Genomic DNA, 25,982 nt, shown 5'->3' with positions numbered 1-25,982 from the left:
ATGACCCCGCTGCCTGCCGAAAGCGGCCCGGGCCGGGTGGGGGCGCGCGGCCGGCTGGTGGCCGTGATCGGGCTGCTGGACCGCCCGCTGACCTCCTACTACCTGGTGCTGGGCTGCTCGATGCTGCTGCTGGCGCTCGGGCTGACCATGGTGCTGGCCTCCTCCAACGTCGACCAGCTGGAGCGGACCGGCTCGGCGTTCACGCTGCTGCAAAAGCAGGCCGCCTGGATCGGGATCGGGCTGCCGGTCATGTGGCTGGCGTCCAAGCTGCCGCCGCGCACCTTCCGGGCGCTGGCCTACCCGCTGCTGCTGCTGTCGGTCATCGGGCTGGTGATCGTGCTCATCCCCGGGCTGGGCGTCAGCGCCTGGGGCGCCACCCGCTGGATCGACGTCGGACCGTTCCAGGTCCAGCCGTCGGAGCCGGCCAAGCTGGGCCTGGTGCTGTGGGGTGCCGACCTGATGGCCCGCCGCGAGCGGCTCGGCCAGCTCACCGACTGGCGGGCGCTGCTGATCCCGCTGCTGCCCGGCGCCGGGGTGGTGGTGATGCTGGTGATGCTGGGCAGCGACCTGGGCACCACGGTGGTGCTGCTGACGATCTTCCTGACGCTGCTGTGGGTGGTGGGCGCCCCGGTCCGGCTGTTCGTCGGCATGGCCGGGCTGATCGGGCTGCTGGTGGCGATCCTGATCGTGGTGGAGCCGTACCGCATGCAGCGCCTGGTGGGCTTTCTGGACTCCTCCGGCGACCCGCTGGGCATCCGCTACCAGGGCAACCAGGGGCTGCTGGCGGTCGCCTCCGGGGGCTGGTTCGGCACCGGCCTGGGGGAGGGCCGGGCGCAGTGGGGCTTTTTGCCGCGCGCCGAGAACGACTTCATCTTCGCGATCATCGGAGAACAGCTCGGTCTGGTCGGTACTCTCGTCGTGTTGGGGCTTTTCGGGCTGCTGGCCTATGCCGGGCTGCGGATCGCCCGCAGGGTCAGGGATCCGTTCATGCGGCTGGCCGCCGCCGCCGTCACCGGGTGGCTGTCGGTCCAGGCGATCGTCAACATCGGAGGCGTGATCGGCGTGCTGCCCATCACGGGCATCCCGCTGCCGCTGGTCTCCTACGGCGGTTCGGCGATGATTCCGACCCTGGCCGCGCTGGGCATGCTGCTGGCGTTCGCGCAACGCGAGCCGGGGGCACGGCAGGCGCTGGCCGCGCGGGGTCCCGGACCCGCCCGCAGAGCCCTAAGCTGGCTGGGTCTGGCACGGCGATGAAGTGCGGTACACCATGACGTCAAGGAGGCGTACTCGAGCATGAGGGTTGTCCTGGCCGGCGGCGGGACCGCTGGACACATCGAGCCCGCCCTCGCCCTCGCCGACGCGCTGCGTCGGGAGGATCCGAGTGTCGGGATCACCTGTCTGGGCACCGAGCGGGGACTGGAGACCCGCTTGGTCCCGCAGCGCGGCTATGAGCTCGAGCTGATCCCCCCGGTGCCGCTGCCGCGTACCCTGACCCCCCGGCTGCTGACCGTGCCCGGACGGCTGCGCGGGGCCATCAACGCCGCCGCCGCCGTGCTGGACCGGGTGCAGGCCGATGTGCTGGTCGGCTTCGGCGGCTACGTGGCCACCCCCGGCTATCTGGCCGCCCGCAAGCGCCGCATCCCGATCATCGTGCACGAGGCCAACCCGCGGCCCGGCCTGGCCAACAAGCTGGGCGCCCGCTTCACCGAGCACGTGATCGTCTCCCACCCCGACACGCCGCTGCCGAACGCCAAGTTCATCGGGATCCCGCTGCGCCGCGACATCGCCACCTTGGACCGGCTGGCCAGCGGCGACAAGGCCCGCTCCTACTTCGGGCTGCTGCCGGACCTGCCCACCCTGCTGATCTTCGGCGGGTCCCAGGGCGCCCGCTCGCTGAACCGGGCCGCGGTCGCCTGCGCCCCGGCGTTCCGGGAGGCGGGCATCCAGGTGCTGCACATCGTGGGCCCCAAGAACACCGAGGAGCCCGAGCCCGGCCCCAAGGGCAGCCCCCAGTACGTGACGCTGCCCTACTGCGACCGGATGGACCTGGCCTATGCCGCCGCCGACATGGCGCTGTGCCGCGCCGGCGCGATGACCTGCGCGGAGCTGACCGCGGTGGGACTGCCGGCGGTGTATGTGCCGCTGCCGCACGGCAACGGCGAGCAGCGCCTGAACGCCGAGCCGATCGTCAAGGCCGGCGGCGGGATCCTGGTGGAGGACGCCGAGCTGAGCCCGGAGTGGATCACCGCCAACCTGCTGCCGGTGCTGGCCGACCCCGCCCGGGTCGCCCAGATGTCGGAGGCGGCCGCGGCGATGGGCCGCCGGGACGCCGACGTGGCGCTGGCCCGGCTGGTCCGCGAGGTCGTCCAGGGAGCGCAGGCGCGATGACGCAGGCCGCCGGGCCGGGCGCGGCGATCGACGGCGCGACTATCAGGCACGCGCACTTCATCGCCATCGGCGGAGCGGGCATGTCGGGGATCGCCCGGATCATGCTGCGGCGCGGCATCACCGTCTCCGGCAGCGACGCCAAGGACTCCCCGATACTGGCGCAACTGGCCGAACTCGGCGCCGAGGTCTTCGTCGGCCACTCCGCCGAGCACCTGGGGGACGCCGACACCGTGGTGGTCTCCACCGCCATCCGGGAGAGCAACCCCGAGCTTCGGGCGGCGCGTGAGCGCGGGCTGCGGGTGCTGCACCGCTCCGAGGCGCTGGCGGCGCTGATGGCCGGGCGCCGGGCGGTCGCGGTCGCCGGCACCCACGGCAAGACCACCACCACCTCGATGCTGACCGTGGTGCTGCAGCACGCCGGTCTCGACCCCGCCTACTGCATCGGCGGGCAGCTGGTCACCACCGGCCTGGGCGCCGACGACGGCACCGGCGACGTCTTCGTGGCCGAGGCCGACGAAAGCGACGGCTCGTTCCTGCGCTACAGCCCGCACATCGCGGTGGTGACCAACGTCGAGGCCGACCATCTGGACAACTACGGCGCCTTCGAGAAGGTCAAGGAGAACTTCGCGCGGTTCGTCGAGCGGATCGAGCCCGGCGGCGCGCTGGTGGCCTCGGCCGACGACCCGGTCGCCGGCGAGCTGGCCGGCGCCGCCCGCGAGCGCGGCCTGACCGTGGTCACCTACGGCGAGTCCGCCGGCGCCGACCTGCGCCTGACCGGCTTCACCCCGCGCGGCCTGGGCTCGCGCTTTGCGATCGAAGGGCTGGGGGAGCTGACGCTGGAGGTGCCCGGACGGCACTACGCCCACAACGCCACCGCGGCGTTGGCCGTGGCGCGCCTGCTGGGCTGCGATTTCGCCACCATCCGGGACGGGCTGGCGTCCTTCACCGGGTCGATGCGCCGGCTGGAGCGCAAGGGCGAGGCCGGCGGGGTGCAGGTGTTCGACAGCTACGCCCACCACCCCACCGAGCTGACCGCCGACCTGCAGGCCACCCGCGAGTACCTGGACCAGCTGGCCGCCGAGGGGCGCACCGGCCGGATCGTGGCGGTCTTCCAGCCGCACCTCTACAGCCGCACCCGTTTTTTCGCCACCGAGTTCGGCCGGGCTCTGGGACTGGCCGACGTGGCGGTGGTGCTGGACGTCTACGGCGCCCGCGAGGACCCCGAGCCGGGGGTGAGCGGCCGGCTCATCGCCGACGCCGTGCCGGAGGGCACCCGCGTGGAGTACGTCCCGGTGCGCGAGCAGGTGCCGCAGGTGGTGGCGGAGCTGGCCCGTCCCGGTGACCTGGTGCTCACGCTCGGCGCCGGGGACGTGACCGCGCTGGGTCCGTTGATCTTGGAGCGGCTGGCCTGAGGACGGCCGGCGGCGAACGCCGCACGGCGGCGGGCGAGGGTGTGTTAGCGTTGCGCGGTCCGGCGGTGACCAGGCCGGATCCACCGCACAAGCGGCGGGCCGGCGACCGGGGGAGCGGCCGCAGGCCCTCGGCGAGAATCCCGGAGCCGCCGGTGCGGCAGGCAGGGTCCGGACTCAGAGGATGAATCTCCCGGCCTCGGCCGTGGGGAGGAGACCGACATCGGGGCCATGACACAGCCCAGGGGGAAAGAGCAGGCCGGGCGGGGCGTCCCGGCCGGGCGCGATCGGCGGCGCTGGCGGCTGGTCTGCGCGGTGCTGCTGGTGGCGGCCGTGCTGGCGGCCGCCGCCTGGGTGCTGCTCGGCTCCCGGCTGCTGGTGGTGCGGCACGTGGAGGTCTCCGGCACCCATCTGGTGCCCCGCGACCGGCTGGTGCACGTCGCCCGCATCCGGCTGGGCCTGCCGATGGTCAGGCTGGACACCGGCGCCGTCGCCGGACGGGTGCGGCGGCTGCGCGAGGTGGAGTCGGTGCGGGTCAAGCGGGTCTGGCCGGGCACGGTGCGGATCGAGGTGCGCGAGCGGGTGCCGCTGGTGGCCGTGGAGCGCGCGGGCCGCTACTACCAGCTCGACCGGTTCGCGATGGTCGTGGTCGACTCCGCGCAGCGGCCGGCGCTGCCGCTGCTGACGGCGGCCTCGCCCGGCCCGGAGGACCCGGCCACCCTGGCCGCGCTGCAGGTCCTGCAGGAGCTGCCGGAGTCGATGGTGCGGCGGCTGGTCTCCCTGGAGGCGCCCAGTCCGCAGGCGGTCACCCTGCGGCTGGGCGGCGGCGGGCTCGGCGAGGACGACGCCGGCCCGCTGACGGTGGTGTGGGGGGCGCCCGGCCGTGCCGCCGAAAAGCTCCGGCTGGTGGAGGCGTTGCGCCGGACGTCGGCCGGACGTTCGGCGCACACCATCGACGTCAGCTCACCCGAAGTGGTTACCGCCCGGTAAGGCCGCTTGCGGCGCCGCCCGGGCGAACATCACGAAGACGATCGGGCTGCATCGTGTGTGTCGGCGGGTATGACTGCCCTTTCATGGGGCAGTCTTGGAACACCTCGGGTGCGCCGTCCCGGTGCGCCGATGCGACAGAGAGGGGAGGGATCGGAGTGCACGTCCGGCCGACGGCTCATCCGGGCAACCGGACGAGGTGCCCGGACCGGGGCAACCCTCTCCCAGCGCGACACGCCGGGCCACTTTTCAGGCGGTTAGTTGACCCTGCCGGTGACCCGCCCCTACTGTCCGTATCAGCCCGCAGGTTGACATAACTCTAACCCTCAACTTGAGGGTGAGGGTTGACGGGCGGCCCCGGGTATCCGATCACACAGCAAAGACCAGGTCAGTAACATTGCGCGGGTCGGCGTGATGCTTCATGGTGAAGCTCCCCGGTCCGCCGGACACAAGCGAGCGGAAAGGCCCCTCGTCGTGGCAGCACCGCAGAACTACCTCGCGGTCATCAAGGTCGTCGGTATCGGCGGCGGCGGCGTCAACGCCGTCAACCGGATGATCGAAGAGGGCCTCAAGGGCGTTGAGTTCATCGCGATCAACACCGACGCCCAGGCGCTGCTGATGAGCGATGCCGACGTCAAGCTGGACGTCGGCCGTGAGCTCACCCGCGGGCTCGGCGCCGGGGCCAACCCGGACGTGGGCCGCAAGGCCGCCGAGGACCACCGCGAGGAGATCGAGGAGGTCCTCAAGGGCGCCGACATGGTCTTCGTCACCGCCGGCGAGGGCGGCGGCACCGGCACCGGCGGCGCCCCGGTGGTGGCCAACATCGCCCGGTCGCTGGGCGCGCTCACCATCGGCGTGGTCACCCGCCCCTTCAGCTTCGAGGGCCGCCGCCGGGCGATGCAGGCCGAGGCGGGCATCGAGACGCTGCGGGATGAGGTCGACACCCTCATCGTCATCCCCAACGACCGGCTGCTGTCGATCTCCGACCGCCAGGTCAGCGTGCTGGACGCCTTCAAGGCCGCCGACCAGGTGCTGCTGTCGGGTGTGCAGGGCATCACCGACCTGATCACCACCCCGGGGCTGATCAACCTGGACTTCGCCGACGTGAAGTCGGTGATGAGCGGGGCCGGCTCGGCGCTGATGGGCATCGGCTCGGCCCGCGGTGACGACCGCAGCGTGGCCGCCGCCGAGATGGCCATCTCCAGCCCGCTGCTGGAGGCCAGCATCGACGGCGCCCACGGGGTGCTGCTGTCCATCTCCGGCGGCTCGGACCTGGGCCTGTTCGAGATCAACGAGGCGGCCCAGCTGGTGTCCAACGCCGCCGCCCCCGACGCCAACATCATCTTCGGCGCGGTCATCGACGACGCGCTCGGCGACGAGGTGCGCGTCACGGTGATCGCCGCGGGGTTCGACGAGGGCCGCCCTACTAAGCCGGCGCCGGAGGTGGACACCCGCAAGCTTCCGACGTCGGCGAACCGTCCCGCCTCCGCTCCCGCCGCACCGGGAGCGGCCGCCCCGCAGAGCAACCCCATCCCGACCAAGATCGGCCGCTCCGAGAGCATCTCCGTGCGGCCGCCCCGCCCGCCGGCGTCCCCGTCCGCCGCGACCCCGCCGGCCGCGCCGCCCAAGCCGGTGCCGCCCCGCCAGGAGAGCGGCTCCGCCAAGCAGGAGGGCGAGGGGACCGCCGGCGCCTCCGGGTCGGCCTCGGGCAAGGAGGAGTCCTCCCGGCCGTCCGCACCCTCCGGCGGATCCGCCGCCTCCGGCGAGTCCTCCTCCGCGGCCAAGGCCGAGCGGGAGCAGGCCGACGCATCCTCACGCCCTCGGCCCCAGCCGGAGCAGTCCGCTCCCCGGCCGCAGGCCGAGAGTGAAGGCGGCCCGTCCGGTCCCGCCGTCCCGCGGCGCCGGCCGGTCGTCTTCGATGAGGACGACGATCTCGACATCCCCGAGTTCCTGAAGTAGTGGACCACGCATCCTCGGCCGCCGCGGCGGGGATCGAGGCCCGCCGCCGGGAACTGGCGGCCAATCTCGACAAGGTTCGCCGGCGCATCGCCGCGGCCTGCGCCGCGGCGGGGCGGGACCCCGAGCAGATCACTTTGATCGCGGTCACCAAGACCTTCCCGGCCTCCGACGTGCGCCTGCTGGCCGGGCTCGGGGTCGCCCACGTGGGGGAGAACCGCGACCAGGAGGCCGCGCCCAAGGCCGCCCAATGCGCAGACCTTCCGTTGACCTGGCATTTCGTGGGTCAGCTGCAGACCAACAAAGCGCGTTCGGTGGCCCGTTACGCCGATGTGGTCCACTCCGTGGACCGTTCCCGGCTGGTGTCGGCGCTGTCGGCCGGCGCGCTGCGGGCCGGCCGGACGCTGCGCTGCCTGGTGCAGGTGTCGCTGGAAGAACACGCCGAGGGCCGGGGCGGCGCCGCTCCTGAGCGGGTGCCGGAACTGGCCGCGCAGATCGCCTCGGCCGAAGGGCTGGAACTGGGCGGGGTGATGGCCGTGGCGCCGCTCGGCGCCGACCCCGCCCCGGCCTTCGAACGCCTGGCACAGGTCGCCGCCGAGCTGCGCGCCGAGCATCCCGCCGCCACGATCATCTCCGCCGGGATGAGCGGGGATCTGGAACAGGCGATCGCGTGCGGAGCGACACACCTGCGGATCGGTACGGCGTTGCTCGGCGGCAGGAACGCAATCGTCAGGTAATGTCCCCACAGCGGCCCCTGCCGGGGCCGGGAGCACATCCGAGCTACTGCCACAGCGGCGGCGTCCGCCAGGTGCGGCACCAACAGGACGACGGAGGGGCGTATGGCCAGCGCGATGCGCAAGATGGCGGTCTACCTCGGCCTGGTTGAGGACGACCGCTACGACGATAAGTACGACGATTACGACGAGTACGACGTCTACGACGACGACGCGGTCGAGCAGGGCCGACGCCGTTCCGATGAGCCCGGCGGCCAGCTTACCCGAGGCGAGGGCGGCCCGGACCGCGATCGCGATCACCACGCTCCGTCAACGTCTGATCGACGTTCCGCACCTTCTCATGAGTCGGGTTCGTCAGACCTCGCGCGCATCACTACCCTGCATCCCAGGACCTACAACGAGGCGAGGATCATCGGGGAGCACTTCCGGGAGGGCACTCCGGTGATCATGAATCTGACCGAGATGAACGACAGCGACGCCAAACGGCTGGTCGATTTCGCCGCGGGCCTGATATTCGGCCTGCACGGCAGCATCGATCGTGTTACCAACAAGGTGTTCCTGTTGACTCCCGCCAACGTTGAGGTGACGGCCGAGGACAAGGCCCGGATGGCAGAACGAGGATTCTTCAACCAAAGTTGACAGCCACATGAGAGAGCGTCCGTGAACATCGTCGCGTCCGTACTGACCACGGTGCTGTGGATCTTCCTCCTGTTCCTGATCGGGAGGCTGGTCCTGGAGGTGCTGCAGTCATTCGCCCGGTCATGGCGGCCCAGGGGAGCGGTCTTGGTGGTGGCGGAGGTCACCTACACCGTCACCGATCCGCCGCTGAAGTTGCTCAGACGGTTCATCCCGCCGGTACGGCTGGGTAATGTGGCTCTAGACCTCAGCTTCACGGTGCTGTTCCTTGTGGTCTACATCTTGATCATCCTCATCGGGAGCTGGTCGCAATGATCACCTTCGCCACGGAGCTCTGATCAGATACCGTCCTTTGGGACAGGACTCCAAGCGCGCCAAGGAGACGACATGCCGCTCACACCCGCCGATGTGCGGAATAAGCAGTTCAGCACCACCAGGCTGAGGCCCGGCTACGACGAGGAGGAAGTGGACGCCTTCCTCGACGAGGTCGAGGCCGAGCTCGACCGCCTCATCCAGGAGAACGAGGAGCTGCGCGCCAAGCTGGCCGAGTGCCTGCGCGGCAAGGTGCCGGCGATGGCGGCCCCGATCGTCGAGCCCAAGCCCGACCTGCCTCCGATGCCCGAGCCCCCACGGCCGGAGCCCAAGCCCGAGCCCGAGCCCGCGCCCTTGGGCATGTCCGCGCCCAGCGGCGAGGACAACATGGACACCGCCGCCCGGGTGCTGGCGCTGGCGCAGCAGACCGCCGACCAGGCGATCGCCGACGCCCGCCGGGAGGCCGACGAGACGCTGGGCCGCGCCCGCCGCGAGGCCGAGGAGATCGTCGGCAAGGCCCGTCGGCAGGCCGACCAGATCATCAGCGAGGCCCGCTCGCGCGCCGAGGCCCTCGACCGCGACGCCCAGGAGCGCCACCGCCAGGTGATGGGCTCCCTGGTGCAGCAGCGCGAGGAGCTCGAGCGCGAGGTGGACAACCTGCGCGCCTTCGAGCGCGAGTACCGCAGCCGCCTGAAGGTCTATCTGGAGGGGCAGCTGCGGGAACTGGAGGTCGGCGCCGTCGAGACAGGACCCTTCGGTGCCGGCGGCGCACAGACAGGGCCGCAACCCACCGTGACGCATCCGGAGAACCGCAACGGCCAGCCGCCGCAGCCCGCGCCCGCCACGACCGGCCCCACTCCGTTCCCGCCACCGGCCGAGCCCGTCCCGCACGCTCAGCACTCTGCGACAGGAGCCTTCCACACGGCTGACAACCCGCCGCACGACAGGCGTTGACGCCCGCTGAGCAGACGGTAGTGTCTTCGTGATCGCCGCGTCGCGGATGGCAGCGCGGCCATTCGCCCGACGCAGCGAGAACGGTGGTGGCGCCGGCCCTTCGGACGGCCTGCGGAAAGCCTTGGAGAGAAGGACCCAGTGATCATCCTGAGCGGCGTTCTCGTCGTGGTGGCCTTCGCCCTGCTGATCGTGGGCATCGTGGCCGGCAACGGTGCGGACGCGCAGGTGCTCGGCATCGACGCGCGGATGGTGATCTACGCCTCGATCGGGGTCAGCATCGCCTCCGCCGTGTTCTTGATCATCGGGGTCTTCCTGCGGCGCAACGAGCTGTTCGGCGTCGGGGCCGCTCCGGCCCGTCCCAAACCGGCCAAGAGCCGCCGCTCCAAGCAGCCTGCGCGCAAGGCCGCGGCATCGGGCTCCGGCACCGCGACGGCCACCGCCGTCGCCGATTCCGCCGGGAAGGTGCCCGATGAGGCGCTGGTGCACGTCGTCCCCGGCCGCAAGCGTTACCACCTGGCCACCTGCCGTCAGCTGGCCGGGCGCGACACCGAGGAACTCACCTACATCGAGGCCAGGGAGGAAGGCTTCAGCCCCTGCACCGCCTGCATGCCCGACACCGCTTTGGCGGCGCGCGCCGCGGCGTCGGCACCGGAATCCGCCGAAGCGGGCGGACCGGCCAAGGGCAGGGGCAAGCGGCAGGACCGGGCCGCAGGCAGGGCCAAGGCGGCCAAGAAGACCGATGCGGCCGAGCCCGGGCGCGACAAGGCCGCCGGCCGGGGAGACCGCCCGAGCGGTGCGGACACCGCCGACGGCGGCACCGCGGTGCCGAGCAAACCCGGCGCCTCCACGCGGCCCCTGCCGGATGAGCCCGCCGCGGCCGCGGCACCGGCTCCCGCACCGGTCGCGCCGGCCGCGTCCGGCGCGCCTTCCGCACCGGCCGCTCCCGCGCCCGCGTCGCCGAGGGCGGTGCCGTCCGCCTGGTCTCCTCCCAAGTCCTCCCCGGAGGGACGCGCTGAGAGCGTCTCCCGGCCCTCCTCTACGGCCGGGCGGTCGCGGCCACGATCGGCCACCGTCACCGACGACGGGGAGGCCGCCGAGTCCGACCCGAAGGTCTGCATTCTCAGCGGCACCAAGCGCTTCCACCGGGTGGACTGCGCGCTGATTGAGGACATCGGGGAGACCGAGGACCTGGAGACACTGCCGCTGTCGCAGGCGCAGGAGCGCGGCTGCACCCCCTGCCTGGTGTGTCAACCCGACAAGACGTCCCTCGGCTGAGGACGTCCCCTCTTCACCGGCCCGCCGGCCAGGGACCCTGCCGGGGCCGGGGTGAGGCCTAGACGGCTTGGTCGCGCCTGATGTCCAGCTTGCCCAAGAGCAGCGACCCGCTCAGCCGGATCGTGGGGGCGTCGTCGCCGGGCTGCCCGTAGTTCTGATCCTGGCTGAAGGCGAACCCGCCGAGCGGGGGCGTCAGCGACGCGATGTCCAGCTTGACCCCCGGCGGAATCTTGACCGTGACCCCACCGAACAGACAGCGGATGGTGACGGTCACCTCCTGGCTGCTCAGCACCGCCTGACGAAAGTCCAGCTCGGCTCTGCCGAAGACGACCCGCACGGCGGTGTCCGGTTCCACCAGCCAGCGACCGCTGCGCTCGACCTTGGTGAAGACCGCTGAAATGTTCGCCGACTCGCGGCGTGGCCGGGGGGAGGTCTCAGGGGAATTCACGCCCCTCATCATTCCAAGCACGATGCACCGGGACAAAAACCGAAGGCTCGCATCGTCCTCTTTCCCCGTCACCGAGTTCCCCCGTCACCGAGCACGGCGGCTCAAAACGTGCACAAGCGGTGCGCCCCGTTCCCTTCGCACGAAGAGAACGGGGCGCACCGGCCTGCGGCGTCGTCCGTTTCCCGGCTCAGCTCTTCTTGCGCAGGCAGAACACCAGCCCCAGCTCCTCGTCCCGGTGGACGGGCAGCTCCTCGTCGGGCTCGCCTTCGCGCATCGCGACGGCCAGCACCTCCGCGGCGATCTGCGCATCGTGCGCACGCAGCGCCTCGGCCAGGTCGGCGGCGGTGGCGCCCTCGGCCCGCCACCACAGCTCGATCCGGTCGGTGACCTCCAGGCCGCTGGACTTGCGGGCCTCCTGCACCAGCCGGATCACCTCCCGCACCAGCCCGGCGCGGCGCAGCTCGGGGGTGATGGTCAGGTCCAGGGCGACGGTCTCGCCGGCGGCGCTCTCCACCGCCCAGCCGCTGCGCGGACGCTCGGTGACGATCACATCGTCGGGGCCCAGCGTCACCTCGCCCACCTCGGGCACCTGCAGGGTCACCGACCCGTCGGCCCGCAGCGCGCTCACCAGGGCGGCCGGGTCGGCGGCGGTCACCGCCCCCGCGACCTTGGGGGCGTTCTTCTTGTAGCGTCCGCCCAGCGCCCGGAAGTTGGGCTTGACCTGGTATTCGACCAGGTCTCCGCCGATCGCCGACAGGTCCTCGAAGTGCTCGACGTTGAGCTCCTCGGCCAGCTGGGCGCGCAGCTCGGCCGGCAGCTCCGCCCAGCCGGGGGCGCCGACCAGGGCGCGGCCCAGCGGCTGGCGGGTGCGCACCCCGCTGGAGGCGCGGGCGGCCCGGCCCAGCTCCACCAGCCGCCGCACCAGGGCCATCTGGGCGCTCAGCTCCTCGTCCACCAGCTCCGGCCGGGCGGTCGGCCAGTCGGCCAGGTGCACCGAGGACGGCGCGCCCTCAGGGCGGATGACGTCCCAGATGTAGTCGGTGATGAACGGCACCAGCGGCGCCAGCAGCCGGGTCAGCGTCTCCAGGCACTCATACAGCGTGGCGAACGCCGCCGCCCCCTCGGGGGTGTCGGGGCCCTCCCAGAACCGCCGCCGCGACCGCCGCACATACCAGTTGGACAGGTCGTCGATGAACTCCGCCAGGCGGCGTCCGGCGCGGGTGGTGTCGAAGTTCTCCAGCGCCGCGTCCACCTCGGCGACGGTGCGGTGCAGCTCCGACAGCGCCCAGCGGTCCAGCAGCGGCCGGTCGGCGGGGGCGGGGGCCTCGCTCATCCGGTCCGGCGTCCAGGGCCGCCCGCCGGAGGCCGCCGCGGCGTTGGAGTACAGCACCAGGAAGGAGGCGGTGTTCCAGTAGGTCAGCAGGACCTTGCGGACGATCTCCTCCAGCGCCGCGTGCCCCACCCGCCGGGCGGTCCACGGCAGGCCGTTGCAGGCCATGAACCAGCGCAGGGCGTCGGCGCCGTGCCGGTCCATCAGCGGGATCGGCTCCAGCACGTTGCCCAGGTGCTTGCTCATCTTGCGGCCGTCCTCGGCCAGGATCAGGCCCACGCACAGCACGTTCTCGTAGGAGGACTTGTCGAACACCAGCGTGCCGACCGCCATGAGCGAGTAGAACCAGCCGCGGGTCTGGTCCTGGGCCTCGCAGATGTACTGCGCCGGGTAGGTCCGCTCGAAGATCTCCTTGTTCTTGTAGGGGGCGCCCCACTGGGCGAACGGCATCGCGCCCGAGTCGTACCAGGCGTCGATGACGTCGGGCACCCGCCGGGCCTCCTTGCCGCACTGCGGGCAGGGGAAGGTCACCTCGTCGACGAACGGGCGGTGCGGGTCCAGCCCCGACAGGTCGCGCCCGGCCAGCTCGCCCAGCTCCTTCAGCGAGCCGATGGCGGTGACGTGCTCGTCCTCGCACAGCCACAGCGGCAGCGGGGTTCCCCAGTAGCGGTTGCGCGACAGCGCCCAGTCGACGTTGTTGCGCAGCCACTCCCCGTAGCGGCCCTCCTTGACCGTCTCGGGGAACCAGTTGGTGGCGGCGTTCTCCTCCAGCAGCCGGTCCTTGATCTGGGTGGTCTTGATGTACCAGGCCGGCAGCGCGTAGTACAGCAGCGGGGTGTGGCAGCGCCAGCAGTGCGGGTAGCTGTGCTCGTACTTCTCGGCGCGGAACAGCAGGCCCCGCTCCCGCAGGTCCTTGGTGAGCACCTCGTCGGCGTCCTTGAAGAACACCCCGCCGACCTGCGGCACCTCGGCGGAGAACCGGCCGTCGGGCCGGATCGGGTTGACCACCGGCAGCCCTTCGGCCCGGCAGGCGGCGAAGTCGTCGGCGCCGAAGGCCGGGGCCAGGTGCACCATGCCGGTGCCGTCCTCGGTGGTGACGAAGTCGGCGGCGATCACCCGGTGCGCCTCGGGGATGTCCACCAGTTCAAAGGGCCTGCGGTAGGTCGATCCGACCAGCTCGGTGCCGGCCAGCCGCTGCAGCGTCTCCCACCCTTCGCCGAGGACCTTGTCGAACAGCGGCTCGGCGACCACGACCGTCTCGGCGCCGTTGGTGGTGACCAGGTACGTCACCTCCGGGTGGACGGCCACGGCGGTGTTGGACACCAGCGTCCAGGGGGTGGTGGTCCACACCAGCAGGGACGCCCGGCCGGCCAGCGGCCCGGAGGTGAGCGGGAAGCGGACGGTCACCGACGGGTCCACCACGGTCTCATAGCCGCCGGGCTGGCCGAGTTCGTGGTCCGACAGCGGGGTGCCGCAGCGCGGGCAGTAGGGGCTGATGCGGTGGTCGCGCACCAGCAGTCCCTTGTCGAAGATGACCTTCAGGGACCACCACACCGACTCGATGTAGTCGGCGTCCATGGTGCGGTAGGCCTGGGACATGTCCACCCAGTAGCCCATGCGCTCGGTCATCGCCTCGAAGGCGTCCACGTGGCGCAGCACCGACTCGCGGCAGCGCTCGTTGAACTCCACGACGCCGTAGCGCTCGATGTCCTGTTTGCCCGACAGGCCCAGTTCCTTCTCCACCGCCACCTCGACCGGCAGGCCGTGACAGTCCCAGCCGGCCTTGCGGGGGACGTGGAAGCCCTTCATGGTCTTGAAGCGGGGGAAGACGTCCTTGAAGACCCGGGCCTCCACATGGTGGACGCCGGGCATCCCGTTGGCGGTGGGCGGGCCCTCGTAGAACATCCAGAGCGGGCCCTGTGCGGTGCGCTCCAGCGACCGCTGGAAGACCTTCTGTTCCTGCCAGCGGCGCAGTACCTCCCGCTCCAGTGCGGGCAGATCGACCTGCGCGGGCAGCGACCTGAACTGACGGCTCACTGCGGGAACCTCCGGTGCGACACGACAACCCTCATGTGGACCGGAGGGACGAGGCTCGCTGCGCGGGCCCCGCGGTACCACCCTCCCTTGACCGCGCCCGCACATGGGACGCGGCCCCCTTCATTTACGTCTCGGCTGCCGGTTCTACTGAGACGCCAAGGTCCGTTCTTCCGGCGGCTCCGGGGTGATCAGACCGCCGGGCACGCCTCCGGGCTCGCACCGTCCCCGGATCGCTCATGGCTGCGTACGGCGGCAGGTGTCCCCATCAATGCCGTGCCTGTGAGACTGCCGTAAGCGACGATACTGCACCGGCAGGGCAAACTCGTCCCGATATCGGTGTCGGGACGGGATCGGGAGGCGATGATGGCCGTTCGGGTGGCGATCCGGGTGGGTCCCGGCGCGTCGCGGACCAAGGTCGGCGGCGCGCACGGCGAGGCGCTGGTGGTGAAGGTGGCGGCGCGGGCGGTGGAGGGCAAGGCGACCGAGGCGGCGCTGCGCGCGGTGGCCGACGCCCTGGGGGTGCGGCGCCGGGACGTGCGGCTGATCAGCGGGGCCACCAGCCGCGAGAAGCTGATCGAGGTGGACGGGGACGAGCGGGCGCTCACAGAAAAGATCAACGCCTTGCGAGGTTCCTGACGACCGGCGGGCGGGCACATATGCGGCCTGTCCATCAGGTCGATTCGTCCGCGGCCCCGTCGTAAGGAGACCCATGCTGCCAGCACTGCCCGCCGAGAAGACCAGCGTGAGGGACGCCGGAACGGCCGGTGCGCAAGGCACCGGACGGCAGGCCGCCCCGCCCGGTGAGCACCCCGAACGCGCCGCACCCGCCAAGCGGCGCCGCGCCGCCTCCGGCCGGGCGAACGCCCGGCCGGCCTCCGCCGCGGCCGCCGAGCTGCCGGTGCGCGGCGATGAGGAACGCTGGAGCGAGGCCGAGCTCGCCGAGGTGCGCGCCCGCCTGGAGGCCGAGATCACCGCCCTGCGGGCCGAGATCGCCGCCGCCGAGACGCAGATCGCCCAGGAGGACATCAGCGAGGGGGGCCGGCGACGACCAGGCCGACTCCGGCGCCAAGGCCTACGCCCGCGAGCATGAGATGGCGCTCGCCTACAACTCCCGTGACCTGCTGATCCAGAACGAGCGGGCGATCGCCCGGATGGACGCGGGCACGTACGGGGTGTGCGAGTCGTGCGGCCGGCCGATCGGCAAGGCGCGACTGCAGGCCTTCCCTCGTGCGACGCTATGCGTACCATGCAAAACACGCGAGGAGCGTCGCTGAGCGACGCACAAGACCCCCGCAACGCAGCCGAGGGAACCGGTGGGTGCCCTCGGCCGCGCCGTATCGGCGTGCTGATCTCAGTGGCGCTGACCGCGTTGGCGCTGGATGCGATCACCAAGGTCGTGGTGGTGGCGCACCTGGAGGGCGGCACGCCGATCGAGCTGCTGGGCGGGCTGCTGACGCTGCGGGTGACCCGCAACAGCGGGGCGGCCTTCTCCATCGGCACCGGGATGACGATCGTGTTCACCCTGATCGCCCTGGGGGTGGTGGTGGCGATCTTGCGCACCGCCCGCCATCTGCGCAGCGTGCCCTGGGCGGTCAGCCTGGGGCTGCTGCTGGGCGGCGCCACGGGTAACCTTGCCGACCGGCTGCTGCGTGCCCCCGCCCCCCTGAAGGGGCACGTGGTGGACTGGATCGAGCTGCCGTACTGGCCGGTGTTCAACCTGGCCGACTCGGCGATCGTGTGCGGCGGCGCCCTGGCGGTGGTGCTGGCGGCCCGCGGCCTGCAGCTGGACGGGACCCGGGCCGGCGAGACCGGGGAGGGGCCGGAGGCATCCGGTCGCGACGGCCGCGATGATGGAGACGGCGGCAAGGACGCCCCCGAGGACGACGGCGCCGCAGGGCAGGCGCGAAGCGGCGACGAGCAGTGACGGAAGGAGCCATGGCGGACGTACGCAGCCTCCCCGTACCCGAGGGACTCGACGGCGAACGGGTGGACGCGGCGCTGGCCCGGTTGTTCGGGCTGTCGCGCAGCCGCGCCGCCGAGCTCATCGCGGCCGGGGACGTGCTGGTGGACGGCCGGACGGTGGTCAAGTCCGACCGGCTGCACGGCGGCGGCTGGCTGGAGGTGACGCTGCCGCCCCCGCCCGCACCGCCGCGCCCGGTGGCCGAGCCGGTGCCGGGCATGACGATCCTGTACGAAGACGAGCACATCGTGGTGGTCAGCAAGCCGGTCGGCGTGGCCGCGCACCCCACCATCGGCTGGAATGGGCCGACCGTGCTCGGCGGGCTGCTGGGCGCCGGCCACACCGTGGCCACCAGCGGCGCGGCCGAGCGGCAGGGCATCGTGCACCGCCTGGACGCCAACACCACCGGCGCCATGGTCGTCGCCAAGAGCGAGATCGCCTACTCCCGGCTGAAGCGGGCCTTCAAGGAACGCCGTGTCGACAAGCGCTACCACGCGCTGGTCCAGGGGCATCCGGACCCGCTGCGCGGCACCATCGACGCCCCCATCGACCGGCACCCCTCCGGGGACGGCCGCTTCGCGGTGGTCGCCGGAGGGCGGCCCTCGATCACCCACTACGACACGCTGGAGGCGTTCCGGGCGGCCAGCCTGCTGGAGATCGACCTGGAGACCGGGCGCACCCACCAGATCCGGGTGCACATGTCGGCGGTGCGCCACCCGTGCGTGGGCGACCTGCTGTACGGGGCGGACCCGACGCTGGCGGCCCGGCTCGGCGTCAAGCGGCAGTGGCTGCACGCGATCCGGTTGGGGCTGGAGCACCCCACCACGGGCGAGTGGATGGAGTTCGAAAGCCCTTACCCGGAGGATCTGACCCGCTCCCTGGAGCTGATCCGCCAGGAGTCCTGATTTCCGGGCCGCATGCCGGCCGGCCCCGTCCCCGCCGTCCCGGGCCGGCCGCGGCGCCGCCGGGACGGCCCAGGGAGGCCGGGCTCACCGGCCCCGGCGCTTGCGGCCGGAGCGTCCGGTGTCCTCCTCTTCGATCTGGATCTCCTCTCTGCGGACCTCGCCGCCCACCGTCTCCTCCTCGGTGACCGTCTCTTTGGCGGCCCGCACCCGCTCGACCGGGACGGTCTCCTTGGAGACCACCGGCCGTTCCTCGTGCAGGATGACCTCGTGCTCGGCCTCGGAGATCTCCGGCCCGCTCATCGCGGCCTCCCGGTTCTCCTCGGTGATCGGCTCGCGTTCCAGCCGCACCTCTTCGTGGCTGACCGGTACGGTGACCTCCTGCTGCTCGGTCACCACGTACTTGCGCAGCCGGGCGCGGCCGCTTTCCCGGGTCTCCTTGCTGACCCGCAGCCGCTCCTCCGAGCGGGTCATCGCGGTGTCGTCCGATCCGGCGGCGGCTCGTTCCCGTTCGCGCAGCCGCTGCCGCCGGAGCGACTCCTCGGTGGGAGCGGTCCCCGCGGCACCCATGGCTCCCGCGGTGCCCGCCGCCCCGGCGGTTCCGGTGGTCTCGGCCGCCGTGGCCTGGCCGCTCCAGTCGATGCCGTAGTAGCGGTACAGCTGCTCCTCCTCGGCGGCCGACAGGTGACCGCGGTCGTCGACGTCGACGTGGGGCGCGTGCTTGATGAAGTCCTTGTCGAAGCCGACCTCCACATGGTCGGTGACGAATTCGGCGCTGCCGGTCGGCACGAAGGCCTCCTTCGTGCCGAACATGCCGGTCTTGACGCACAGCCATTCCGGGCGGCCGGTGGCGTCGTCGAGGAAGACGTGCTTGACGTCGCCGATCTTGCTGCCCTGCCGGTCGTAGACCGCATGGTCCAGCACCTGCGGGATCTGCTGTTCTGTGATCATCTCGATACTCCCTCCTTCCCGGTGACCTACCGCAGCACATCCGAACAACTCCGATGAGGTGGGCAAAACCTGGTCAAATAGGGAAGAGGGGGCGTGTCCCGTCAGCCGGTCACCAGCCGCAGCAGGGCGGCGGTGGCGGCGGCCACGGCCAGCACCACCAGGAAGGGAGCGCGCAGCAGCAGGGCGGCCACCGCGGCGCCCAGCCCGGCCAGCCGGGGGGCGTCCAGTTCCAGGGATCTGCCGTCGGCGAAGGTCTGCACGGCGATCAGCGCGGTCAGCAGCGCCACCGGCACCAGTTCGGTGAAGCGGCGCACCCTGGGGTCGGCCAGGAAACGCTGCGGAGTGACCAGCCCGCCCAGCTTGAGGGCATAGCAGCCGGCCGCGGTCGCCAGCACGGCGATCCAGGTGCTCATGCGGTGGAGTCCTTTCGCCCGCCGTCGTCGTCACCGTCCACCGCGGCCGCGCCCGGCGCCCGCAGCCCGGCCAGCGCCGCCACGGCGGCCAGCATCACCGGCACCCCGGGCGGCAGCAGGGGAGTGGCGGCGATCGCGATCACCGCGGCGGCCGCGGCCACCCGCGCCTCGGCCCGCCCGGCCGTCAGCCGCGGCCACAGCAGTGCCAGGAAGACCGCCGGACCCAGCACGTCCAGGCCGAAGGTGGCCGGATCCCCGATGCGGGCCGCGCCCAGCGCTCCCGCCAGCGTGCTGAGGTTCCAGGTCGCATACAGGCTCACCGCGGTGGTGTAAAAGCCCACCCGGGCCGCGCGGTCGTCGCCTTGGGCGGTGGCCACCGCCGTGGTCTCGTCGATCACCACCTGGGCGGCCAGCAGCCGGCGCCAGCCCCGCACCCGCAGCAGCGTCGCCAGCCGCAGCCCGTACAGCCCGTTGCGGGCCCCCAGCAGCACCGCGCCCAGCGTGCCGGCGGCCAGGTTGCCGCCACCGCCGACCACCCCGGCCAGCGCGAACTGGGACGCGCCGGTGAAGGCCAGCAGGCTGAGCACGCACGCCTGCGCCACCGACAGGCCCGCCACGGCCGCGGCGGCGCCGAACGCCAGTCCCGAGATGCCGACCGAGACGCCCACACCCAATCCGTCGCGCACCGCGGCGCGCACCGCGCCCGGCGGGGAGGTCATGCGCATGGGCCCGCCTTGAGGCCGCGGCGGGGCGTTCGCGGGGCCGTCAACGGGCCTCCCGGCTCTCTTCGGCGACCTCCAGCCCGGCCTCGATCACCGCGTTCATGATCCGGGCCAGCCGCTCGGCGCCCAGCGAGGGCGCCCGCCGCGCCATGGCCTCCACGATCTGGTGTTCGCGACGGCGGTCGCGTCCGGCGAAACCGCCCACCGGCTTGAGCCGCTGCACCGCCCCGGCCAGCTCGGCCCGCCGCTCCAGCAGCACCGCCAGCGCGGCGTCCACCCGGTCGATGGCCGCCCGGGCCTCCTCCAGCGACGTGACCTGCGCCGCCGTCGGCAGGCCGCAGGTCACCTCCGCCTCGCCGATCACCGATTCCGCCGTGTCCATGGTGTGTCCTTCCTCACCGCCGGCCGGTGGCCCGCAGTGGGGAACCGGCCGCAAAGAAAAAGAGCAGAGACCCGCGGGACTCTGCTCAGCCGGCTCCGGGGATCGTCGCTCAGGGGGCGCCGACCGGCTCACCCGGAGCCGGCTGGATAAACCCGAAATAGCGGCGATCCACGCCCCCAGCCTAGGGAAAAGGCCCGCCACCTGCCAAATTCCGCGCCCGGGGGTGCGCCGCCGTCAGCGCCCGGAGATCAGGTCGGCGAGCCTGGCGTAGGCGGAGGTGGTCTGCAGCCCGCCGTTCTCCCGGCGGTCGGCGGCCCGGTACAGCGTGTAGATCAGCCGCACGCCCAGCCAGCGCAGCGGCTCGGGCTCCCAGCGCCGCACCCGGCGGCCCACCCACGGCAGGCGGGTCAGTTCGGTGGACTCCCCCAGCACCAGGTCGCGCAGGGTCCGCCCGGCCAGGTTGGTGGTGGTCACGCCGCTGCCGACATAGCCGCCGGCCAGGCCCAGCCCGCTGGAGCGATCCACATCCACCACCGAGCACCAGTCGCGCGGCACGCCCAGCACCCCGCACCAGGCGTGGTCGATGCGGGCGTCGGCGGCGGCCGGCAGCAGCCCGGCGAGCATCCGCTGCAGCGCCGCCGCGGTCCGCAGGTGGGTGGCGCCCCGCTCGTCCCAGCGGGAGCCGAACCGGTACGGCACGCCCCGGCCGCCGATGGCGATCCGGTCGTCGGCGGTGCGCTGGGCGTAGATGTAGGCGTGCGCGGAGTCGCCCAGCACCTCGCGCCCCTCCCAGCCGATGCGCTCCCACACCTGCGCATCCAGCGGCTCGGTGACGATCATGGAGCTGTTCATCGGCAGCCACTGGCGGCGCTGCCCGGCCAGCCCGGCGGTGAAGCCCTCGGTGGCGCGGATCACATACTCGGCGGTGACCTCGCCGTGCTCGGTGACCGCCGCCGCGGGCCGCCCGCCGCGGCGGGGCCGGATCTCGGTCACGGTGGTGGACTCGAAGATGTCCACCCCGAGCCGCTCCGTCGCCTGCGCCAGCCCGAGCGCCAGCTTGGCGGGCTGGATGCGGGCGCAGTGCGGGCTGTAGGCGGCCTCCAGCACGCCCGCCAGGCGCAGCCGCTTTTCGCTCTCGTCGCGGTCGAGCAGGTACAGGTCCTGCTCGTCCCAGCCCCACCGGCGCGCCTCGGCCACCTCGGCGCGCAGCCGCCGGCGCTGGGCGGGGTTGGTGGCCGCATACAGGACGCCGCCTTTGACGATGTCGGCGTCGATGCCCTCCTGGGCGCACACGGCGATGACCTCGTCCACCGCGGCCATCATGGCCTTTTGGAAGGCCACCACCGGCTCGCGGCCGGAGCGGGCGGCATAGCGCCGTTTGGAGCCGGCGATCTCGGCCGACAGCCACCCGCCGTTGCGGCCGGAGGCGCCGAAGCCGGCGAACTCCCGCTCCAGGATGGCGATGCGCAGGTCCGGCCGGGCCTTCTTCAGGTAGTAGGCCGTCCACAGCCCGGTGTAGCCGCCGCCGACGATGCACACGTCGTACTGGCGCGGCCCCGGCAGCGCCGGGCGGGGCCGGGGCAGTCCCGCCCGGCGGTACCAAAAGGACACCCCGCCGTTGGTGAAGCCGGGGGTGCGGGGGAATGCGTGGGCGCTCATACGGACGTCAATCGCGGATGCCGAACAACAGGCGCAAGGCGATCTCCACGTGGTCGAGGACCGACTGCTCGACGTCGCCGATGTGCTCGATGAAGCGCTTGGGGGAGAAGGGCCCCACGTCGTAGACCGCGGCGATGCCCGTCACCGGAGAGTCGACACGGACGCTCAGCACCGTCTCGGGGACCTCTCCCGGGTCCTTGATCGGCACCACCTGGATGCCGCGCAGGTGCGGGATGAACACATCGTCCAAGACGACGATGCCGGTCCGCTCGCGGTTGACGGTCTGCAGTCGCCACACCTGACCGCGCTTCACGCCGCACCCACGGCGGCGCCCCAGAAATCCGGGTCGCGGTCGCTCTCGATGGTGTTCAGCCAGTCCTCGTCACCGAGCGCGCCGACGCTCTTCAGCTGTACCAGCGCGTCCTCCAGCAGCGCCTTGCGGACCGACTCCCCGATGAACGTCGACCTGGACACCCCGACCCGTTTGACGTGCGCATCCAGCATGCGCAGCTGGGCCGAGGGCAATGACACGTTGATCCGCTCAGTCGCCATGTCCACAACATTAATACACACGACTCGTGTGTATCACCCGTGTGTATGGGTGTGTCCCCACACCCCATGAAGAGCGCGAAAAGTAGTTGTTTGTGTGCGTAAAGTGACAGAGCTGGGGTAGAGGGCGAGAAAGGCGGCGTCCATCCAGGACGGTCAGCGGCCGGACGGAACGGGTGCAGCCGACATCCGGAGTGTCGGGCAACGGCCACCGGCCGATCGCGTTAGGCTCGCAGGCACCGAGCCGCCCCGGAGGGGAAGAGTCCGGGACGGCGGTCTTCCCCCGGATCCCGTATCAGCGACACGTGCCGGCGGGCACGTGCGTGGTCGCATGCACTGAGGAGGCGCAGCGGGCATGGCCGACTCGTTCGTCCATCTCCACGTGCACACCGAGTACTCCATGCTGGACGGCGCCGCCCGGCTCAACCAGCTGTTCGCCGAGGTCGAGCGGCAGAAGATGCCCGCCATCGCGATGACCGACCACGGCAACATGCACGGGGCCTACGACTTTTGGAAGCACGCCAAGGACGCGGGCGTGACCCCGATCATCGGGATCGAGGCCTACATGGCGCCCGAGTCGCGCTTCCACAAGAAGAAGGTCCAGTGGGGCGAGCCGTCCCAAAAGCGCGACGACGTCTCCGGCGGCGGCCTGATCAACCACATGACGCTGTGGGCGCGCAACAAGACCGGGCTGCACAACCTGTTCAAGCTGTCCTCGCGCGCCTACACCGAGGGCTTCGTCTTCAAGTACGCCCGCATGGACGAGGAGCTGCTGGCCGAGCACTCCGAAGGGGTGATGGCCACCACCGGCTGCCCGTCCGGCAAGATCCAGACCCGGCTGCGGCTGGGGCAGTTCGACGAGGCGCTCAAGGCGGCGGCCACCTTCCAGGAGATCTTCGGCAAGGAGAACTACTTCCTGGAACTGATGGACCACGGCCTGGAGATCGAGCGCCGGGTCCGCGACGGGCTGCTGGAGATCGGCAAGAAGCTCGGCATCCCCCCGGTGGTGACCAACGACTCCCACTACACCCACGAGTCGGAGGCCGCCGCCCACGACGCCCTGCTGTGCGTGCAGGTCGGCAAGCAGCTGTCCGACCCCGACCGGTTCCGCTTCGACGGCACCGGCTACTACCTCAAAAGCGCCGAGGAGATGCGCTCCCTGGACTCCTCGGAGGTGTGGGCCGAGGGCTGCCGCAACACCCTGCTGATCGCCGAGCGGGTCGACCCCACCGGCTTCTTCGAGCACCGCAACCTCATGCCCCGCTTCCCCGTCCCCGAGGGCGAGACCGAGGCCTCCTGGTTCCGCAAGGAGGTCATGCGGGGCATGGACCGGCGCTTCCCCAACGGCTATGACGAAGCGCACCGCCGCCAGGTCGAGTACGAGATCGACATCATCACCCAGATGGGGTTCCCCGGCTACTTCCTGGTGGTGGCCGACTTCATCATGTGGGCCAAGAACAACGGCATCGCCGTCGGCCCCGGCCGCGGCTCGGCCGCCGGGTCGCTGGCCGCCTACGCCCTGGGCATCACCGACCTGGACCCGCTGCAGCACGGCCTGATCTTCGAGCGGTTCCTCAACCCCGAGCGCGTGTCCATGCCCGACATCGACGTGGACTTCGACGAGCGCCGGCGGGGCGATGTGATCCGCTACGTCACCGAGAAGTGGGGCGCCGACAAGGTCGCCATGATCGCCACCTTCGGCACCATCAAGGCCAAGGCCGCCGTCAAGGACGCCGGCCGCGTCCTGGGCTTCCCCTACGCCATGGGGGACCGCATCTCCAAGGCCTTCCCGCCCGCGGTGATGGGCAAGGAGATCCCGCTGTCGGCGATCTTCGATGAGAACCACCCCCGCTACGGGGAGGCCGGCGAGCTGCGCAAGATGTACGAGGAGGAGGCGGACGTCAAGCAGATCCTCGACCTGGCCCAGGGCCTGGAGGGTCTGATCCGCCAGTGGGGGGTGCACGCGGCCGGGGTGATCATGTCGTCCGAGCCGCTCACCGACCACATCCCCATCATGCGGCGGGACAGCGACGGGGCGATCATCACGCAGTTCGACTACCCGACCTGCGAGACGCTGGGCCTGCTGAAGATGGACTTCCTGGGCCTGCGCAACCTCACGATCATGGACGACGCCCTGAAGGCCATCAAGGCCAACAAGGGCGTCGAGATCGACCTGCTGAAGCTCCCGCTGGACGACAAGAAGACCTTCGAACTGCTGGCCCGGGGCGACACGCTGGGGGTGTTCCAACTCGATGGCGGGCCCATGCGGGCCCTGCTGCGGCTGATGAAGCCGGACAACTTCGAGGACATCTCCGCGGTGCTGGCGCTGTATAGGCCCGGCCCGATGGGCGCCAACTCCCACACCAACTACGCGCTCCGCAAGAACGGCCAGCAGGAGATCACCCCGATCCACCCGGAGCTGGAGGAGCCGCTCAAGGACATCCTCGACACCACCTACGGCCTGATCGTCTACCAGGAGCAGGTGATGGCCATCGCCCAGCGGGTGGCCGGCTACACCCTGGGCGGCGCCGACCTGCTGCGCCGGGCGATGGGCAAGAAGAAGAAGGCCGAACTGGACAAGCAGTTCGAGTTCTTCGAAAAGGGCATGCGGGAGAACGGCTACTCCGATGAGGCCATCAAGGCCCTGTGGGACATCCTGCTGCCGTTCTCCGACTACGCCTTCAACAAGGCCCACACCGCCGGCTATGGGCTGGTGTCGTACTGGACGGCCTACCTGAAGGCCAACTACCCGGCCGAGTACATGGCCGCGCTGCTGACCTCCGTCAAGGACGACAAGGACAAAAGCGCCCTGTACCTCAACGAGTGCCGCCGCATGGGCGTCACCGTGCTGCCGCCGGACGTCAACGAGTCCGACGCCGACTTCACCCCCAAGGGCGACGCCGAGGTCCGCTTCGGGCTGTCGGCCATCCGCAACGTGGGGGAGAACGTGGTGGAGGCCATCATCGCCGCCCGCCGCGAGAAGGGCGCCTTCACCGACTTCAACGACTTCCTCAACAAGGTGCCCTCCCAGGTGTGCAACAAGCGGGTGGTGGAGTCGCTGATCAAGGCGGGGGCCTTCGACAGCCTCGGGCACCGGCGCCGGGCGCTGCTGACCGTGCACGAGCAGGCCATCGACTCCGTCATCGACATCAAGCGCAAGGAGGCCATCGGCCAGGACTCGCTGTTCGGCGCCCTGGACGGCGGGGAGGACACCACGGCCTTCTCGGTGACCATTCCCGACGAGGAGGAGTGGGACAAGACCACCAAGCTGTCCTTCGAGCGGGAGATGCTCGGCCTGTACGTCTCCGACCACCCGCTGCTGGGCGTGGAGCACATCCTGGCCAAGGAGGCCGACACCTCGATCGCCGCGCTGACCGGCGAGAGCGACCGGCCCGACGGCCAGGTCGTCACGGTGGCCGGGCTGCTGTCGAACCTGCAGCGCAAGGTCACCAAGCAGGGCAACTCCTGGGCCATGTTCCAGCTGGAGGACCTCGGCGGCTCCATCGAGGTGATGTGCTTCCCCTCGACCTACCAGCTGTGCTCCACCCTGCTGGCCGAGGACGCCATCTTGGTGGTCAAGGGCCGGCTGGACAAGCGCGAGGACACCACCAAGATCGTCGCGATGGAGGTGACCCAGCCGGACCTGACGACCGGTGACTCGGGCGCGCCGCTGGAGGTCGCGCTGCCGCTGTCCCGCTGCACCCCGCCGGTGGTGGAACGGCTCAAGGAGGTCCTCACCACCCACCCCGGCCCCAACGAGGTGCACCTGCACCTGCAGAACGGGCCGCGCACCACGGTCGTCCGCCTCGACGACAAGCTGCGGGTGAACCCCTCACCGGCGCTGATGGGCGACCTGAAGCAGCTGCTGGGGCCTTCCTGCCTGCTGTGAGGACCCGCGCCGCGATCCCGCGGCCGTGGCGCACCCGGCCGTGGGATCGCCGGCGGGAAGGGCTCTTCGGGCTCCCCGCCTGAGACGGG

Annotated in this window: 23 protein-coding genes and 1 pseudogene; 15 read left to right on the top strand and 9 right to left on the bottom strand. The window is 71.5% G+C overall.

Features of this window, described 5'->3' with window-relative positions; translation table 11 throughout:
* From ftsW to TCUR_RS27110, 10 genes are all read left to right on the top strand, one after another.
* Nucleotides 1–1,254, top strand: a complete 1,254-nt coding sequence (ftsW, locus tag TCUR_RS14430) for a putative lipid II flippase FtsW (RefSeq protein ID WP_012853253.1) — start codon at nucleotides 1–3, stop codon at nucleotides 1,252–1,254.
* Nucleotides 1,255–1,293: 39 nt separating this feature from the next.
* Nucleotides 1,294–2,388, top strand: coding sequence for an undecaprenyldiphospho-muramoylpentapeptide beta-N-acetylglucosaminyltransferase (gene murG / locus TCUR_RS14425; RefSeq protein WP_012853252.1), 1,095 nt, complete (start codon nucleotides 1,294–1,296; stop codon nucleotides 2,386–2,388).
* Complete coding sequence (gene murC / locus TCUR_RS14420; protein WP_012853251.1) at nucleotides 2,385–3,800, top strand: UDP-N-acetylmuramate--L-alanine ligase; 1,416 nt, start codon at nucleotides 2,385–2,387, stop codon at nucleotides 3,798–3,800. The genes murG and murC overlap by 4 nt, the downstream gene beginning before the upstream one ends.
* Before the next feature lie 228 nt (nucleotides 3,801–4,028).
* Nucleotides 4,029–4,787 carry a cell division protein FtsQ/DivIB gene (locus TCUR_RS14415; protein WP_012853250.1) on the top strand — a complete coding sequence of 253 codons (759 nt, stop codon included), beginning with the start codon at nucleotides 4,029–4,031 and terminating at the stop codon, nucleotides 4,785–4,787.
* A 471-nt stretch (nucleotides 4,788–5,258) separates the two neighbouring features.
* Nucleotides 5,259–6,743, top strand: a complete 1,485-nt coding sequence (ftsZ, locus tag TCUR_RS14410; RefSeq protein ID WP_012853249.1) for a cell division protein FtsZ — start codon at nucleotides 5,259–5,261, stop codon at nucleotides 6,741–6,743.
* Complete coding sequence (locus TCUR_RS14405) at nucleotides 6,743–7,477, top strand: YggS family pyridoxal phosphate-dependent enzyme (protein ID WP_012853248.1); 735 nt, start codon at nucleotides 6,743–6,745, stop codon at nucleotides 7,475–7,477. Before ftsZ ends, TCUR_RS14405 begins: the two co-directional genes overlap by 1 nt.
* Nucleotides 7,478–7,579: 102 nt before the next feature.
* Nucleotides 7,580–8,113: a cell division protein SepF gene (locus TCUR_RS14400; protein WP_012853247.1), complete on the top strand. Its 534-nt coding sequence runs from the start codon at nucleotides 7,580–7,582 to the stop codon at nucleotides 8,111–8,113.
* Nucleotides 8,114–8,134: 21 nt separating this feature from the next.
* Complete coding sequence (locus TCUR_RS14395) at nucleotides 8,135–8,425, top strand: YggT family protein (protein WP_012853246.1); 291 nt, start codon at nucleotides 8,135–8,137, stop codon at nucleotides 8,423–8,425.
* A 72-nt stretch (nucleotides 8,426–8,497) separates the two neighbouring features.
* Nucleotides 8,498–9,376 (top strand): DivIVA domain-containing protein, encoded by an 879-nt coding sequence (locus TCUR_RS14390; protein ID WP_012853245.1) that lies wholly within the window; start codon nucleotides 8,498–8,500, stop codon nucleotides 9,374–9,376.
* A gap of 138 nt (nucleotides 9,377–9,514) precedes the next feature.
* Nucleotides 9,515–10,651, top strand: a complete 1,137-nt coding sequence (locus tag TCUR_RS27110) for a hypothetical protein (RefSeq protein WP_012853244.1) — start codon at nucleotides 9,515–9,517, stop codon at nucleotides 10,649–10,651.
* A 58-nt stretch (nucleotides 10,652–10,709) separates the two neighbouring features.
* Here the strand turns inward: TCUR_RS27110 and TCUR_RS14380 are convergent, their stop codons facing one another.
* Complete coding sequence (locus TCUR_RS14380; protein ID WP_052305515.1) at nucleotides 10,710–11,099, bottom strand: LiaF domain-containing protein; 390 nt, start codon at nucleotides 11,097–11,099, stop codon at nucleotides 10,710–10,712.
* Nucleotides 11,100–11,286: 187 nt separating this feature from the next.
* The gene (gene ileS / locus TCUR_RS14375; RefSeq protein WP_012853242.1) at nucleotides 11,287–14,466 is read right to left on the bottom strand and encodes an isoleucine--tRNA ligase; all 3,180 of its coding nucleotides are present in this window, start codon (nucleotides 14,464–14,466) and stop codon (nucleotides 11,287–11,289) included.
* Between the two features lie 336 nt (nucleotides 14,467–14,802).
* Between ileS and TCUR_RS14370 the strand changes: the two genes are divergently transcribed.
* From TCUR_RS14370 to TCUR_RS14355, 4 genes and pseudogenes are all read left to right on the top strand, one after another.
* Nucleotides 14,803–15,102: a DUF167 domain-containing protein gene (locus TCUR_RS14370; RefSeq protein ID WP_245536861.1), complete on the top strand. Its 300-nt coding sequence runs from the start codon at nucleotides 14,803–14,805 to the stop codon at nucleotides 15,100–15,102.
* A gap of 256 nt (nucleotides 15,103–15,358) precedes the next feature.
* Nucleotides 15,359–15,740, top strand: a pseudogene (locus tag TCUR_RS14365) (TraR/DksA family transcriptional regulator).
* Between the two features lie 68 nt (nucleotides 15,741–15,808).
* Nucleotides 15,809–16,390, top strand: coding sequence for a signal peptidase II (lspA, locus tag TCUR_RS14360; protein ID WP_012853240.1), 582 nt, complete (start codon nucleotides 15,809–15,811; stop codon nucleotides 16,388–16,390).
* An 11-nt stretch (nucleotides 16,391–16,401) separates the two neighbouring features.
* Entirely contained in the window at nucleotides 16,402–17,331 is a 930-nt protein-coding gene (locus tag TCUR_RS14355; protein ID WP_012853239.1) for an RluA family pseudouridine synthase, read from the top strand.
* Between the two features lie 84 nt (nucleotides 17,332–17,415).
* Here TCUR_RS14355 and TCUR_RS14350 read toward each other — a convergent pair whose 3' ends face one another.
* The 7 genes from TCUR_RS14350 to TCUR_RS14320 all read right to left on the bottom strand — a co-directional run bounded on the left by TCUR_RS14350 (nucleotide 17,416) and on the right by TCUR_RS14320 (nucleotide 22,007).
* Nucleotides 17,416–18,279 carry a DUF2382 domain-containing protein gene (locus TCUR_RS14350; protein ID WP_012853238.1) on the bottom strand — a complete coding sequence of 288 codons (864 nt, stop codon included), beginning with the start codon at nucleotides 18,277–18,279 and terminating at the stop codon, nucleotides 17,416–17,418.
* A 101-nt stretch (nucleotides 18,280–18,380) separates the two neighbouring features.
* The gene (locus TCUR_RS14345) at nucleotides 18,381–18,692 is read right to left on the bottom strand and encodes an AzlD domain-containing protein (RefSeq protein WP_012853237.1); all 312 of its coding nucleotides are present in this window, start codon (nucleotides 18,690–18,692) and stop codon (nucleotides 18,381–18,383) included.
* Nucleotides 18,689–19,417, bottom strand: coding sequence for an AzlC family ABC transporter permease (locus TCUR_RS14340; protein ID WP_012853236.1), 729 nt, complete (start codon nucleotides 19,415–19,417; stop codon nucleotides 18,689–18,691). Before TCUR_RS14340 ends, TCUR_RS14345 begins: the two co-directional genes overlap by 4 nt.
* A 40-nt stretch (nucleotides 19,418–19,457) precedes the next feature.
* Complete coding sequence (locus TCUR_RS14335) at nucleotides 19,458–19,796, bottom strand: chorismate mutase (RefSeq protein WP_012853235.1); 339 nt, start codon at nucleotides 19,794–19,796, stop codon at nucleotides 19,458–19,460.
* A gap of 234 nt (nucleotides 19,797–20,030) precedes the next feature.
* Nucleotides 20,031–21,455, bottom strand: coding sequence for an NAD(P)/FAD-dependent oxidoreductase (locus tag TCUR_RS14330; protein WP_012853234.1), 1,425 nt, complete (start codon nucleotides 21,453–21,455; stop codon nucleotides 20,031–20,033).
* Nucleotides 21,456–21,462: 7 nt separating this feature from the next.
* Entirely contained in the window at nucleotides 21,463–21,768 is a 306-nt protein-coding gene (locus TCUR_RS14325; RefSeq protein ID WP_012853233.1) for a hypothetical protein, read from the bottom strand.
* On the bottom strand, nucleotides 21,765–22,007 hold the full coding sequence (locus tag TCUR_RS14320) for a ribbon-helix-helix domain-containing protein (RefSeq protein ID WP_012853232.1): 243 nt from the start codon (nucleotides 22,005–22,007) through the stop codon (nucleotides 21,765–21,767). The genes TCUR_RS14325 and TCUR_RS14320 overlap by 4 nt, the downstream gene beginning before the upstream one ends.
* A 352-nt stretch (nucleotides 22,008–22,359) precedes the next feature.
* Here TCUR_RS14320 and dnaE point away from each other — a divergent pair, with 352 nt between their 5' ends.
* Nucleotides 22,360–25,893, top strand: coding sequence for a DNA polymerase III subunit alpha (dnaE, locus tag TCUR_RS14315; RefSeq protein WP_012853231.1), 3,534 nt, complete (start codon nucleotides 22,360–22,362; stop codon nucleotides 25,891–25,893).
* Nucleotides 25,894–25,982: the final 89 nt, after the last annotated feature.

This window comes from Thermomonospora curvata DSM 43183 (assembly GCF_000024385.1).
Classification (GTDB): domain Bacteria; phylum Actinomycetota; class Actinomycetes; order Streptosporangiales; family Streptosporangiaceae; genus Thermomonospora; species Thermomonospora curvata.
Note: the sequence above shows the minus strand (reverse complement) of the source record. Positions and strands in the feature narration are given on the sequence as shown.

Bases quoted from the DNA above. Each gene is read 5' to 3' on its own strand.
- ftsW (WP_012853253.1), top strand. From the start codon at position 1: ATGACCCCGCTGCCTGCCGAAAGCGGCCCGGGCCGGGTGGGGGCGCGC.
- murG (WP_012853252.1), top strand. From the start codon at position 1,294: ATGAGGGTTGTCCTGGCCGGCGGCGGGACCGCTGGACACATCGAGCCC.
- murC (WP_012853251.1), top strand. From the start codon at position 2,385: ATGACGCAGGCCGCCGGGCCGGGCGCGGCGATCGACGGCGCGACTATC.
- TCUR_RS14415 (WP_012853250.1), top strand. From the start codon at position 4,029: ATGACACAGCCCAGGGGGAAAGAGCAGGCCGGGCGGGGCGTCCCGGCC.
- TCUR_RS14400 (WP_012853247.1), top strand. From the start codon at position 7,580: ATGGCCAGCGCGATGCGCAAGATGGCGGTCTACCTCGGCCTGGTTGAG.
- TCUR_RS14390 (WP_012853245.1), top strand. From the start codon at position 8,498: ATGCCGCTCACACCCGCCGATGTGCGGAATAAGCAGTTCAGCACCACC.
- TCUR_RS14355 (WP_012853239.1), top strand. From the start codon at position 16,402: ATGGCGGACGTACGCAGCCTCCCCGTACCCGAGGGACTCGACGGCGAA.
- TCUR_RS14350 (WP_012853238.1), bottom strand. From the start codon at position 18,279: ATGATCACAGAACAGCAGATCCCGCAGGTGCTGGACCATGCGGTCTAC.
- TCUR_RS14345 (WP_012853237.1), bottom strand. From the start codon at position 18,692: ATGAGCACCTGGATCGCCGTGCTGGCGACCGCGGCCGGCTGCTATGCC.
- TCUR_RS14340 (WP_012853236.1), bottom strand. From the start codon at position 19,417: ATGCGCATGACCTCCCCGCCGGGCGCGGTGCGCGCCGCGGTGCGCGAC.
- TCUR_RS14335 (WP_012853235.1), bottom strand. From the start codon at position 19,796: ATGGACACGGCGGAATCGGTGATCGGCGAGGCGGAGGTGACCTGCGGC.
- TCUR_RS14330 (WP_012853234.1), bottom strand. From the start codon at position 21,455: ATGAGCGCCCACGCATTCCCCCGCACCCCCGGCTTCACCAACGGCGGG.
- TCUR_RS14320 (WP_012853232.1), bottom strand. From the start codon at position 22,007: ATGGCGACTGAGCGGATCAACGTGTCATTGCCCTCGGCCCAGCTGCGC.
- dnaE (WP_012853231.1), top strand. From the start codon at position 22,360: ATGGCCGACTCGTTCGTCCATCTCCACGTGCACACCGAGTACTCCATG.